The sequence below is a fragment of the Microvirga sp. CF3016 genome, assembly GCF_036314085.1.
GTDB lineage: Bacteria > Pseudomonadota > Alphaproteobacteria > Rhizobiales > Beijerinckiaceae > Microvirga.
The window spans coordinates 72,166-84,571 of the sequence record NZ_JAYGGM010000004.1 but is presented as its reverse complement, the minus strand read 5'-3'; the positions used below and the strand labels follow the sequence as shown (position 1 = coordinate 84,571).

The window sequence follows — 12,406 nt, the reverse complement described above, 5'->3', positions numbered from 1 at the left end:
AGGGTACCGAGGCCGAAACGAAAGCATCGGCATGCTTGCTGGCACCCGATGCCCGTCGACAAGATGACTGGGAAGGTCAGGGCCGGGGAGCGGAGGCTTGCCCAGGGACGCTCAGGCCCCGCCGCTGGGAGGGGCCGCCCGCCTGTGCCGTGGCGGAGCGCCTTGGCGTCTCACTCGAAATGGAAGGAGGGGGAGGGACGGGATCGCGCGGCAGGACGCCGACAGGTGCCGTAGAGGCGACGCAGCCGCTCAAGGCGAGCCCGGCCAGCACAGCAGCAGAAAACTTTACGGTAGGGCGCATGTTGTTACTCCACAAAGATCGTTCCAGAAGCTAGACCATAAGGTGTAGGAGTCGAGTCTTCTATCAAAGTTCCGGATTTTTGAGGGACACATCGTTCACCGCGCAAAATGCAGCTATATTTCTGCATCTTACATTGCGAAAGATCCACCGATGGGGCTCCTCCTGACGGGTGCGATGCCTAGTTATTGAATGAGGAACGTGAGTGGAAGTCATGGAGGGGCGCGTCCGCGTGAAGATTGCAGGAGCCTTGATCGCCGCTGTCGCCTGCGCCGGGCCGGCCTGGGCCAAATGCCAGGATGGACCCGGTCCCGGTGTCGACTGGTCGGGATGCTCCAAGGCACGTCTCATGCTGACCAACGAGGATCTGACCGGGATTGTCTTCCAGCGCTCCCTCCTGACCTTGAGCGACTTTGCATCCTCGAAGATGGCTGGGGCCAATCTAAGTGAAACGGAGGTCAGCCGTACTCGCTTCGAGGGGGCCGATCTGTCGAAGGCGGATTTCACCAAGGCGCTGGGCTGGCGGGCCAATTTCGGGCAGGCCAACCTCACGGGAGCCGTCTTCAGCGCGGCAGACATGAACCGCTCGAATTTCGCCCAGGTCAAAGCCAAAGGGGCAAATTTCAGCAAGGCCGAATTGAACCGGTCGGATTTCAGCGGGGCGGATCTCTCGGACGCCAACATGTCAAAGGCGGAACTCGCGCGGGTCCTTTTTCAAAGCGCGAGGATCACCGGTGTCGACTTCAGTTATTCCAATCTCTCTAGAGCCCGGCTCGATGGCCTGGACTTGCAGGGCGTGAACCTCACGGGCGCGTATCTGTATCTGACCCAACTCGGCGGTGCGAATCTGAGCGGGGCCAGCGGTCTCACCCAGGCTCAGGTCGACATCGCCTGCGGGACTGCGCAGACGAAGCTTCCTGCCGGTCTTACGCTGCCGAAAACTTGGCCCTGCAAGGACGAGGAGGAGTGAGGCCCGACGGCCTGCGGTGCAACCAAGGTGCAGCGTAGCCGTTGAACCAACAGACAATCGGATTGCGAGAGGCCGTTAAAGTTTCATCTCTTCGAAGGAGTGCGTTCGATTTGACCACGCTCAAGGAATTCGAGGATGCCCTGCGCGAGCAGGGAATGCACATGGCGCTTGCCATTCTGGAGAAGCTTCGGGAGCGGGATCGCACCAAACGGTCGGTGGCTCCGGCCCGCCGTATCGCAGGGCGGAAGATGACGCCTGAACTCGCCCGGCGGATTCTTGAACTCCACGGAACGACGGAGATGACGCAGCAGGAAATCGCCTTTCAGCTCGGCGTCAATCAGGGGCGGGTGAACGAAGTCATCAAGCGCGGTAAGTGGCTCCACGATGATCCGAGTTCGCCAGAGGCAGTCGCGAGGGACAAGGCCAAGGCGCGAATGACCGCCGGCGACGCTCGAAAGCGGCCTGAGCATCGCGCGATCAAGCCGGTCACTTCATCTCAGAAAAAGAGCCCGAAACTCAAGCCGGGCAATCAGGCGCAGTTGCTTCTGGGCGATCTCTGAAGAGCGGACCCGTAAGCGGGTCTTTTTGCCGATCCGGCTTCCGATGAGCACGATGGGCGAGGGCAACAATTTTCCAGAAAAAACCCCGCCCAGAGGGCAGGGTTGAGTGATCTCCTCGCCTTCGGTTGTCAAGCCGAAAACATGATCATTAGGACATGGCTGCAAAGTAATGTCAAATGGCTTTAAAGATCTTGTTAAGAGACTTATTTTCTGCATTATTGGACAAAATTCTCTATATCAAAAGTAGTACTACTTTTGAGTGCCTTGAATACTAATCGAATGTGTAGGTGTTGCCCCTTTGCAATAGCTTTCCCAAGCGGAACAGGCGTAAGTTTTTCCCGTGAGTCCTCACACCAAGGGGTTACGGTTATGAGAAAGTGCGTATTAAGCCTCCTTGCAGGGGTTGCAGGCGTTACGCTTGCTGCAGCCGCTGCCTCAGCTGCCGATCTGCCCAGTCAGGCACCGCCTCCGGCTCCAATTGTTGCGGCGCCGATCTTCACCTGGACCGGCTTCTATGCTGGTGTGAACGCCGGTTGGGGCTGGCGTGACAGCGACCAGGAAACTGTCATTCTGGGTGGTGCGGTTCCGGGTACTCTGTTCTTCCCAGACAACGGTGACGGCGGATTCACCGGCGGTGCTCAGATCGGTTACAACTACCAGATCGGCTCCTTCGTGATTGGTCTTGAGACCGACATCCAATGGGCCGATACCGATCAGGATGAGAATGTTGCGTTCATTCCTGCCGGAGCGCCTGGCACTTTCGTGCCTGGTGAATTCCGAAGCAATCTGTCGGATTGGTTCGGCACAGTCCGTGCCCGCGCCGGTGTGGCGATCGATCGCGTATTGATCTACGCCACAGGCGGTCTGGCCTATTCGGATGACACCACCGGTTGGGTTGCGGGTGGCGGTGTCGAATGGGCTCTGCCAGTCAACTGGTTCGGCTCTTCGGCAGTCACCTTCGGTATTGAGGGTCTGTGGCTCAGCTTCGATGAGGACGATGACGACTTCGGCAATGGTTTTGTCGGTACGTTTACACCGACAGGCGGAGCGCCGATCGAAATCTTCGCACCCGATGTCGGCAACGACGACAACGACTTCTTCGTTGCTCGCGCCAAATTGAACTTCAAGTTCGGCACGTACTGAGTATCGGTCTTGAGAATACCGGAAAGGCCCGGAGATCCTCCGGGCCTTTTCATTTGTCCGGATATTGAAGTTGAACAGCCAAGCTTTAGGAAAGAAAATGGCCGCGACCCTGTCCTTTGAAGGATCTGTGGTCGCGGCCACGGCCCGTGTTTGCCCCCACGGGAAGCTCAGCCCTAGACTTAGAAAACGTGACCTCAATGAGGTGTGGGCTCACGTGTAAAATTTTCAGAAAAAATTTGGAACCAACTTCGAGGATGGGCGTTTATTGGCATCTCCGGTCATTTTTGCCCCTACGGCCGGACACCTTGAGAGCACCCTTACGGGTGCTCTTTCTTTTTGTAATTCCTGGCTTTTTGATCCGAATCACTTGCAAGCTTGAGCTTATGAAGCATGAGTCTCAGGTTCAAGGCATCTTGGCTCCAGTTGTTTTGCATTCCCGCAAAACGCAATTGCCATTCTGAAAGAAGCGCTTCAATCATATCGCCGCTCATCCGCAATGATCTTGCCGTCGTTCGGAAGGCTCGCGGGTGGAGCGAACGCCACCAGCCCTTTCAGCTTCGCAACAGAGTGAAGGGTCGTGCTGATGGCGGCCGAGAGGGCGTCGCTGGGTTCGTTTGTTTCAGCCATGAGCGTCATGACATCCGCTTCTCCCTCGCGAGTGACGACGAGGCGCAGACGGCCCAGTTCGGGATGGCGTCGGCTGATCTCCGCAACCTGCTCGGGGCGGATGAACATGCCTTTGACCTTGGTTGCCTGATCGGCGCGACCCATCCAGCCTTTGATGCGCATGTTGGTGCGCCCGCAGGCACTTGACCCGCTCATGGCTGCCGTCAGGTCTCCGAGAGCAAGTCGGATGAAGGGACGATGAGGATCAAGCGTCGTGACGACGATCTCGCCCACATCGCCCTCCGGCACCGGATCCCCCGTCCCTGGCCGCACGATCTCGACGATGATGTCTTCATTGACCACGAGCCCCTCTCGCGCAGAGGTCTCGTAAGCAATGAAACCGAGATCCGCCGTGGCATAGGCCTGGTAGGCTTCGATGCCCTTCGCCGAGAACTCGTCCTGCAGCGATTTCGGAAAGGCCGCGCCGGAGACGAGTGCGCGTCGGATCGAGGAGACGTCCCGGTCTGAGGCTGCCGCGCCGTCGAGGAGGATTTTCAGAAAGTCAGGGGTGCCGCAATAGGCCACCGGGCGATAAGCCTCGATCAACTCGAATTGCTGCTCCGTGTTGCCGGGCCCTGCCGGGATGACGGCGCAGCCGAGAGCCCGCGCGCCGGAATCCATGATGAAGCCGCCGGGAGTCAGGTGATAGCTGAAGGTGTTGAGAACCACATCGCCGCGCCGGAAGCCGGCGGCGAAGAGCCCGCGCGCCGAACGCCACGGGTCGGAGATGGCGGCTTCAGGCTCGAAGATCGGACCAGGCGAGGTGAAGAGACGCCCGAACAAGCCTAGTGCATCGGCCACGAAGCCTCCGAAGGGCAGGGCGGTTTTCTGCAGATCCGGCAATTCCGACTTGCGCAGGATCGGAAGGGAGGCGAGCGCCTCGCGGCTCCTGATGCCGTCGAGATCGACCCCTTCGAGGCGCTTCGCATAGGCTGGGGCCTTGGCAGCCTGTTTGAGGATTTCCGGCAGCCGCGCGAAAAGAGAGGCTTCTCTCTCTGCCGGAGAACGCGTTTCGAGGCTATCGAACGTATCGGGCAAGGCTGATTTCCTGACTTCCTGAACCATCACGCCAGCCAGCGCTTGCGGCGCTTGTAGCTTTTTACGGCGCGGAAGGATTTGCGATCTCCCTCCGAGACACCGAGGTAGAACTCCTTCACGTCCTCGTTCTCGCGCAGCATCTGCGCGGGGCCGTCCATCACGACGCGGCCGGTCTCGAGGATGTAGCCGTAGGTGGCGTATTTCAGCGCCATGTTGGTATTCTGCTCGGCGAGCAGGAAGGACACGCCCTCCGTCGCATTGAGCTTGCGGACGATCTCGAAGATCTCCTCCACGATCTGCGGCGCGAGGCCCATGGACGGCTCGTCGAGCAGGATCATGGAGGGCCGGGACATCATCGCCCGGCCGATGGCGCACATCTGCTGTTCGCCGCCTGAGGTATAGCCGGCCATGGACGTGCGCCTTTGCTTGAGGCGCGGAAAGTAACCGTAAATCGCTTCGAGATCGCGCCGGATGGCGGCGTTGCCGTCCTTGCGCGTGAAGGCGCCGGTGAGCAGGTTCTCCTCGATGGTCAGATGGCCGAAGCAGTGGCGGCCTTCGAGCACCTGGATGCAGCCCCGTCGCACCAGCTCGTTGGGGGAAAGACGGTCGATGCGCTCGCCGTTGAACTCGATCGAGCCTTTCGTCACCTCGCCGCGTTCGGCGCGGAGCAGGTTGGAGATGGCTTTCAGCGTCGTCGTCTTGCCGGCTCCGTTCGCACCGAGCAACGCCACGATCCCGCCCTTGGGAACGTTGAGGGAGACGCCTTTCAGAACGAGAATCACGTGGTCGTAGACGACCTCGATGTTGTTGACATTGAGGACGATCTCCACGGCTTCCGGCTGATCTTGCATGCGGACGGCGCTGCTCATTGGCGCTCCCTCTCGATGATGGAGGCGTGGGGGGGGGGGCGGGGCTGGGGGGGGGGGGGGGGGGGGGGGCGCCCCCCCCCACGCCTGTCAGTTCGTCAGCTTGCCTTGTCGCAGGCTTCCGTGCGCTTTGGCCAGCCGGCGTTCTTCTCGGCATAGTCCTTCGCGGCGGCATCGAGCTGACCCTTCACGCGGTCGGTCATCGGCTCGATGGGATTGGAGATCTTGACCCATTTCGTGCCGTCCCATTCCTGCATGAAGGCCGCGCGGTGACCGTTGTGGTCCGAGCAGGAAAGAACGAGCTGATCGGTAAAGCCCTCGAGCCCGAGTTCCTTCAGCCGGGCAGGATCGAGCTTGATGTTCTCCATGCCGCGGCGCACGTCCTCGCCGGTCACCGCCTTCTTGCCGGTAAGCTTCTGAGCCTGGGCGATGCCCTCGGCGATCAGCAGCGAGTTGTAGATGCCGCGGTTATAGAGCAGCTCGCCCACCTTGTCCTTCGGAGCCTTGGAGAGGCCCTTGTCGACCACGTGCTTCTGGATGTCCTGGATGGCCGGGAAGTTCGTTCCCACCGCGTGCCAGTTGAGCATCTTGAAGCCCTTGGCGCCGGCGCCGCCGGAGCGGGCGTCGTCCTCGCCCGGCCACCAGACCGAGTAGAACTTGTCCATCGGGTAACCGGAGCGCACGGCTTCCTTCACGGCGGCGCCGTTCATGGAGCCCCAGCCCCACATGATCATGTAGTCGGGACGGTCGCGGCGGGCGCTAAGCCATTGCGACGACTGGTTCTGCATGTCCTGTGCGGCGACGGGATAAAGCGCCACCTCGAAGCCCAATTCCTTCGACAGTTCCTGAAGCAGCGGGATCGGCTCCTTGCCGAAGCTGGCATCGAGATGCAGGAAGCCGATCTTCTTGCCCTTCAGCTTGTCGAGGCCGCCCTCCTTCTCGCCGATGTACTTGACGATCATCGACAGGCCGTCCCAGTAGGTGGCCGGCGGGTTGAACACCCAGGGGAAGATGTCGCCGCGGGCCGAGGCGGAGAGGCCGTAGGCCATGGACAGGATCGGGATCTTGTCCACGGAGGCGCGCGGGATCAGCGGCAGGGTGATGCCGGTCGACCACGGGTTGACGATGACCGGGTTCTTACCCTTCACCGCCTCGTAGCACTCGACGCCCTTCTTGGTGTCGTAGCCGGTCTCGCACTCCTCGAGCACGAGCTTGACGCCGCCGATGCCGCCGTCGCGCTCGTTGAGCATGCGCAGGTAGTCGTGCATGCCGTCCGCGATGGGCGTGCCGGATCCGGCGAACGGGCCGGTGCGGTAGGTGAAGAGGGGAACATAGACCGAGTCCTGCGCGAAGGCAGGCAGGGCCATGCCGGCGAGCATCGTCGCGGCGGCTAATCCAAGACCAAATCTGCGAAACGACATGGTTGCGTTTCCTCCCGTTGTATCGGCTGAAGGCCGAATTCTTGTTCCGTCTCGTCTCCTTGTCGGTCCGCCGTCAGTAGGGAAACGGCCAGACCAGGAGCTTCTGTTTGCCGATCTGCCAGAGCCGCGCGAGGCCGTGCGGTTCGACGATCAGGAAAAAGATGATGAGCGCACCGACGATCATGAAGCGCAGATGCTCGATGACATCGGCGCCGACCGACATGCCGAAGGGCTCAAGGATTGCCGGCAGCACGATGCCGAGCACGATGGGCAGGATGAAGATGAGCGCCGCACCGAAGAACGAGCCGATCAGGCTGCCTAAGCCCCCGATGATCACCATGAACAGGATGAAGAAGGATTGGTTGATGTTGAAGACGTCGTATTCCGCGCCGCCATACCACAGGAAGACGAGGAGCGCGCCGGCGACGCCGCAGTAATAGGACGAGACCGCGAAGGCCAGGAGCTTGGTCTGGAGCGGCCGGATGCCCATGAGCTCGGCCGCAAGATCCATGTCGCGGATGGCGATCCACATGCGCCCGATCCGCCCATGGACGAGGTTGGAGGCGAGCCAGGTGAGCAGGATTACGATGGTGAGCACCACGAGATAGCGCGTCTGTGGCGTGGCGTTCGGTCCCATGATCGGAATGCCGAAGAGGGTGCGCAGGGGCGCATCGAGGGCCCCCGAGACGTTGTAGTTCACGAGCCAGGGAATACGGATGAAGCACCATTGCAGGAAGAACTGCGCGGCAAGCGTTGCGACCGCGAGGTAGAAGCCCTTGATCCGCAGGGAGGGCAGTCCGAAGAGGGCCCCGATGGCCGCGGAGAAAAACCCCGACACGAAGATCCAGACGATCACGTTCACGTCCGGAAAGGCGGTCATCAGCTTGTAGCAGGCATAGGCCCCCACGCCCATGAAGGCGCCGGTGCCCAGCGACAGGAGGCCCGTATAGCCCGTGAGAATGTTGAGGCCGATGGCGGCAAGCGAAAACACCAGGAACGGAATCATCACCGCCTGGAGCAGGAAGCTGTTGCCGAGGAAGGCCAGCGCATAGGCGGCCAGGATGATGAGGGTGAGCCCAATGCGATCCTCGCGCAGAGGGAAGATCGCGCTGTCCGCGACGTAATTGGTCTTGAACTGGCCGGCCTCGCGGTAGAGCACTGAAGAAATCCTCCTAAATCCGCTCGATGATCTTTTCGCCGAACAGACCCTGCGGCCTGTAGAGCAGGAAGAGCAGGGCGATGACGTAGGCAAGCCAGGTTTCGACTCCGCCGCCGACGAGCGGCCCCCAGTAGAACTCGCCGAGCTTCTCGCCGATCCCGATGATGAGCCCGCCAATGATGGCGCCTGGAATCGACGTGAAGCCACCGAGGATGAGGACGGGAAGCGCTTTGAGCGCGATGATCTGGAGCGAGAACGAGACGCCCGAGCGGGCGCCCCACATGATGCCGGCGACAAGGGCCACAATGCCAGCGGCGAACCAGACAATGACCCAGATCTGGTTGAGCGAGATGCCCACCGAGAGCGCCGCCTTGTGGCTGTCGGCCACCGCCCGCAGGGCCCGGCCAATGCGGGTCTTGGAGAAGAACACTGCGAGCAGGCCGATCATGATCGACGCGATGACGGCAGCCGCGATGTCGAGGTGCTGGAAGCGCACCATGCCCCCCAGCATGTCCACCTCGGTCGTGCCCTGCGGCAGGAAGAGCTGTTCCGTGATCATCTCCCGCGGATTGCCGCCGAAGATGAGCTCGCCGAAGCCGATCAGGAAATAGGTGAGCCCGAATGTGGCCATGAAGAGGATGATGTCGGGCTGGTTGACGAGCGGGCGCAGCACCACGCGCTCCACCACCATGGCAAGCACCAACATGGCGACACCTGCCAGAATCAGCGCCAGGAAGGCCGGCACGCCCTTCTCGTATAGGCCGACCAGGATCAGGGCCGAGAACACGACCATGATCCCTTGAGCGAAGTTGAACACGCCCGAGGCCTTGAAGATCAGCACGAAGCCGAGCGCGATCAGCGCGTAGAGCACGCCTGAGACGAGGCCCTCCCAGAGGGTCTGGATCAGCAGGTCCGGGGCCTCGCCCATGAAGACGAAAGGTTCGACGACGACTTTGTAGAGCATGTCCATCGTTCAGCCCTTCAATGTGCCACGCCGAGATAGGCGTCGATCACGCGCTGGTCGTTCTTGACCTCGGCCGGCGTGCCGTCGGCGATCTTGCGCCCGTATTCAAGCACCACGACCCGATCGGAGAGGTCCATCACCACGCCCATGTCGTGCTCGATCAGGGCGATCGTCGTCCCGTATTGCTGGTTCACCTCCAAAATGAAACGAGACATGTCCTCCTTCTCTTCGAGGTTCATGCCCGCCATGGGTTCGTCGAGCAGCAGCAGCTCCGGCTCCATGGCAAGGGCCCGCCCGAGTTCGACGCGTTTCTGAAGGCCATAGGGAAGCCGCCCCACGGGTGTCTTGCGGATGTGCTGGATCTCGAGGAAGTCGATGATCTCCTCGACGAAGCGTCGATGCTCGACCTCCTCCTTCATGGCCGGGCCGTGGCGGAAGAGCTGCCAGAAGAAGTTCGAGTGCATCTTGATCGAGCGGCCTGCCATGATGTTGTCGAGGGTCGACATGCTCTTGAAGAGAGCGACGTTCTGGAACGTCCGGGCGATGCCGCCGCGCGCCGCCACATAGGGCCGCATCTTCGGGCGCTTGACGCCCTTGAAGGTGATGCGGCCTTCGGTCGGGTAATAGAAGCCGTTGATGCAGTTGAGCATCGAGGTCTTGCCTGCGCCGTTTGGCCCGATGATGGCGCGGATCTCGCTTTTGCGGATGTCGAAGGACACATCCGTGAGCGCCCTCACGCCGCCGAAACCCAGCGACACGTTCTCGACCGCAAGCAACACGTCGCCTTTGCTCATGACGGGATGGTCTGGCGCTCTCATTCTGCAGCCTCCAAGACCGATCCCGGCTCTGTTGTGGGGTAGGGCTTCATGTCCCGGATCTTGACCCGTGCGGAAATCACGCCTTTGCGACCGTCCTCGAACGTGACCTCGGTCGAGATGTCGGCCTCGGAGGAGCCGTCGTAAAGCGCATTGATGAGCGGAGCGTAGCGCTCTGCGATGAAGCCGCGGCGTACCTTCTGGGTGCGGGTCAGCTCGCCGTCGTCGGCATCCAGTTCCTTGTGCAGGATCAGGAAGCGCCTGATCTGCGCGCCGCCCATTCGTGGTTCGGAGGACAGAGAGCGGTTCACCTCGTCCACATGCTTCTCGATCATGTCGTAGACCAGCGGATGACCGGCGAGTTCCTGATAGGAGGCGTAGGTCACGCCGTTCCGCTCGGCCCAGTTGCTCACGGCCACGAGGTCGATGTTGATGAAGGCGGCAACATGGTCGCGCCCATCGCCGAAGCAGACCGCCTCCTTGATGTTCGGATAGAACTTCAGCTTGTTCTCGACGTATTTCGGCGGGAAGAGGGCGCCGTCGCGCATCTTGCCCACGTCCTTGGCCCGGTCGATGATCTTCAGATGGCCGTTCTGGTCGAAGAAGCCGGCATCGCCCGAATGCACGAAACCGTCTGGAGTCTTCGTTTCAGCGGTCTTCTCGTCGTCCTTGTAATAGCCTACGAACACGCCGGGTGAACGGTAGAGAACTTCGCCATTGTCGGCGATGCGGATCTCCACTTGCGGAGCGGGACGGCCCACCGTGTCGGCGCGGATCTCGCCATTGGGCTGCATGGTGATATAGACCGACGCCTCCGTCTGCCCGTAGAGCTGCTTCAGGTTCACGCCGATGGAGCGGTAGAAGCGGAAGATCTCCGGCCCGATGGCTTCACCCGCCGTGTAGCCGACTTTCACCCGGGTCATGCCGAACCGGTTGCGGAGCGGTGCATAGACGAGCACGTTGCCGATGCTCCACAGCAGCCGATCCCAGGCGCCGACGCCCGGCTCCTTGTTCAGGATCTTCTCGCCCACCTTGTTGGCGTGATTGATGAAGAAGTGGAACATGCGCCGCTTGAGGGCTCCCGCATCCTCGATGCGCACCATGGTCAAGGTCAGCATGCTCTCGAAGACCCGCGGCGGAGCGAACACGTAAGTGGCGCCGATCTCGCGGCGGTCTTCCGCGATTGTCTCCGGGCTCTCCGGGCAGTTGACGCACAGTCCCGAGAGAATGGCCTGAGCATAGGAGAAGATGTGGTCGCCGACCCAGGCGATGGGCAAATAGGCGATGATCTCGTCCGTTTCGTCGAGTTTGTCGAAGTCGCAGCCGATCTCGGCAGCGGCGATCACCGCATCGGAGGTGAGCATCACCCCCTTGGGTCGACCGGTCGTGCCGGAGGTGTAGAGGATGATGGCAAGATCGGAGCCTCGCCCCTCCTGCAGGGCCAGGTCGATCGCGGCGGCTTCCTGTGCGTCCGCCAACCTTGCGCGCCCCTCCTCGACGATCGACTCGATGGAATGGAGCCGGCTGTGGTCGTAGTCCCGCAGGCCCTTCTGCTCGTCGTAGAGCACGTGCTGGAGCTGCGGCAACTGGTCCGAGACAGAGAGGATCTTGTCGACCTGTTCCTGGTCCTGTACGGCCGCGTGGGTCACCTCGGCATGGGCGAGCACATAGGCCATCTCATCGGCGACCGAGTCTGCATAGACCGGGATGGGGATCGCGCCGAGCCACTGGGCGGCGCAGATGGTCCAGTAAAGATAGGGGCGGTTGTAGCCGATGATGGCAATCTTGCCGCCACGCTTCAGGCCAAGGGTTTGCAGGCCGCGGGCATAGGCGCGGACGATCTGATGAACCTCACCCCAGGTCCAGGATTGCCAGATTCCGAGATCCTTGTGCCGAAACGCGGTGCGCTTCGGACGGAGGCGCGCGTTGCGCGCCAAGAGTTTCGGAAATGTATCCGCGCGCGCATCTGCAGCCGTCGTCAACGACGTCAACCTCCCTGGCCGCCCCGCCTCGGAAAGATGCGCGGCATGGCTTCGCTTCCTCTGACGCATGGAGATAGCTCCCCATGCCTCCGCCGATCTGTGCCGGCTCGCCCGTTCGGGCCTTGTTAGAGGGTATTCTGTCGTGCCCGTCCGGGGACGGCAAGGTACCTGTCACCGCTACCATGGGCTAATACGGCGTCGGCCCACGTCCTGCGACGGCAAGAGCTCAGTCCGGCCCGCCTTTGGGCCCACAACGGTTATGGTACGGCCGTGAGGGCAGCCGGCTCGATCTCCTCCTCTCTCACGAGGTGCTCGATGCCAACCGTATTCTTGACGCGATAGACCAGGGTGTCGTTCTTGTCCGATACAAGACAGACGATGCAATAGATGCGGCGATCCGGATAGCCCGACGAGGGCCTGGTGATCCGCACGAGCTGTCCGATATGGAATGCTTCTTTCATCAGCGCCTCCAACATCCCGGGATGCGATGAACAGGAGCTTGGACTATCACAGGCGCCGAGGAA

At 61.3% G+C, this 12,406-nt stretch carries 12 protein-coding genes; 3 read left to right on the top strand and 9 right to left on the bottom strand.

Going from position 1 to position 12,406, the window contains the following annotated elements; all coding sequences use genetic code 11:
* The first annotated feature begins 512 nt into the window (after positions 1-512).
* From VB672_RS06845 to VB672_RS06835, 3 genes are all read left to right on the top strand, one after another.
* A complete protein-coding gene (locus VB672_RS06845) occupies positions 513-1,268 on the top strand; it encodes a pentapeptide repeat-containing protein (RefSeq protein ID WP_329783726.1) in 756 nt (251 codons plus the stop codon).
* Between the two features lie 110 nt (positions 1,269-1,378).
* Complete coding sequence (locus VB672_RS06840) at positions 1,379-1,828, top strand: sigma factor-like helix-turn-helix DNA-binding protein (protein ID WP_329783429.1); 450 nt, start codon at positions 1,379-1,381, stop codon at positions 1,826-1,828.
* Between the two features lie 369 nt (positions 1,829-2,197).
* Positions 2,198-2,971: an outer membrane protein gene (locus VB672_RS06835; protein WP_329783428.1), complete on the top strand. Its 774-nt coding sequence runs from the start codon at positions 2,198-2,200 to the stop codon at positions 2,969-2,971.
* A gap of 317 nt (positions 2,972-3,288) precedes the next feature.
* On the opposite strand, the gene VB672_RS06830 is transcribed toward VB672_RS06835, so the two are convergent.
* The 9 genes from VB672_RS06830 to VB672_RS06790 form a co-directional block, all read right to left on the bottom strand.
* On the bottom strand, positions 3,289-3,450 hold the full coding sequence (locus tag VB672_RS06830) for a hypothetical protein (protein WP_329783427.1): 162 nt from the start codon (positions 3,448-3,450) through the stop codon (positions 3,289-3,291).
* Positions 3,443-4,675, bottom strand: coding sequence for a phenylacetate--CoA ligase family protein (locus VB672_RS06825; protein ID WP_329783426.1), 1,233 nt, complete (start codon positions 4,673-4,675; stop codon positions 3,443-3,445). Before VB672_RS06825 ends, VB672_RS06830 begins: the two co-directional genes overlap by 8 nt.
* Positions 4,676-4,701: 26 nt before the next feature.
* Positions 4,702-5,544 carry an ABC transporter ATP-binding protein gene (locus VB672_RS06820; protein ID WP_329783425.1) on the bottom strand — a complete coding sequence of 281 codons (843 nt, stop codon included), beginning with the start codon at positions 5,542-5,544 and terminating at the stop codon, positions 4,702-4,704.
* Positions 5,545-5,639: 95 nt separating this feature from the next.
* Complete coding sequence (locus tag VB672_RS06815; RefSeq protein ID WP_329783424.1) at positions 5,640-6,962, bottom strand: ABC transporter substrate-binding protein; 1,323 nt, start codon at positions 6,960-6,962, stop codon at positions 5,640-5,642.
* Between the two features lie 73 nt (positions 6,963-7,035).
* Positions 7,036-8,121, bottom strand: coding sequence for a branched-chain amino acid ABC transporter permease (locus VB672_RS06810; RefSeq protein ID WP_329783423.1), 1,086 nt, complete (start codon positions 8,119-8,121; stop codon positions 7,036-7,038).
* A 13-nt stretch (positions 8,122-8,134) separates the two neighbouring features.
* Positions 8,135-9,091 carry a branched-chain amino acid ABC transporter permease gene (locus VB672_RS06805; protein WP_329783422.1) on the bottom strand — a complete coding sequence of 319 codons (957 nt, stop codon included), beginning with the start codon at positions 9,089-9,091 and terminating at the stop codon, positions 8,135-8,137.
* A gap of 11 nt (positions 9,092-9,102) precedes the next feature.
* Positions 9,103-9,903, bottom strand: a complete 801-nt coding sequence (locus VB672_RS06800; RefSeq protein WP_329783421.1) for an ABC transporter ATP-binding protein — start codon at positions 9,901-9,903, stop codon at positions 9,103-9,105.
* Positions 9,900-11,951, bottom strand: a complete 2,052-nt coding sequence (locus tag VB672_RS06795) for an AMP-dependent synthetase/ligase (RefSeq protein WP_329783420.1) — start codon at positions 11,949-11,951, stop codon at positions 9,900-9,902. The genes VB672_RS06800 and VB672_RS06795 overlap by 4 nt, the downstream gene beginning before the upstream one ends.
* Before the next feature lie 188 nt (positions 11,952-12,139).
* Positions 12,140-12,343, bottom strand: a complete 204-nt coding sequence (locus tag VB672_RS06790; RefSeq protein WP_329783419.1) for a hypothetical protein — start codon at positions 12,341-12,343, stop codon at positions 12,140-12,142.
* Between the last annotated feature and the right edge of the window lie 63 nt (positions 12,344-12,406).

Bases quoted from the DNA above. Each gene is read 5' to 3' on its own strand.
- VB672_RS06845 (WP_329783726.1), top strand. From the start codon at position 513: ATGGAGGGGCGCGTCCGCGTGAAGATTGCAGGAGCCTTGATCGCCGCT.
- VB672_RS06835 (WP_329783428.1), top strand. From the start codon at position 2,198: ATGAGAAAGTGCGTATTAAGCCTCCTTGCAGGGGTTGCAGGCGTTACG.
- VB672_RS06830 (WP_329783427.1), bottom strand. From the start codon at position 3,450: ATGATTGAAGCGCTTCTTTCAGAATGGCAATTGCGTTTTGCGGGAATG.
- VB672_RS06820 (WP_329783425.1), bottom strand. From the start codon at position 5,544: ATGAGCAGCGCCGTCCGCATGCAAGATCAGCCGGAAGCCGTGGAGATC.
- VB672_RS06815 (WP_329783424.1), bottom strand. From the start codon at position 6,962: ATGTCGTTTCGCAGATTTGGTCTTGGATTAGCCGCCGCGACGATGCTC.
- VB672_RS06805 (WP_329783422.1), bottom strand. From the start codon at position 9,091: ATGGACATGCTCTACAAAGTCGTCGTCGAACCTTTCGTCTTCATGGGC.
- VB672_RS06800 (WP_329783421.1), bottom strand. From the start codon at position 9,903: ATGAGAGCGCCAGACCATCCCGTCATGAGCAAAGGCGACGTGTTGCTT.
- VB672_RS06795 (WP_329783420.1), bottom strand. From the start codon at position 11,951: ATGCGTCAGAGGAAGCGAAGCCATGCCGCGCATCTTTCCGAGGCGGGG.
- VB672_RS06790 (WP_329783419.1), bottom strand. From the start codon at position 12,343: ATGAAAGAAGCATTCCATATCGGACAGCTCGTGCGGATCACCAGGCCC.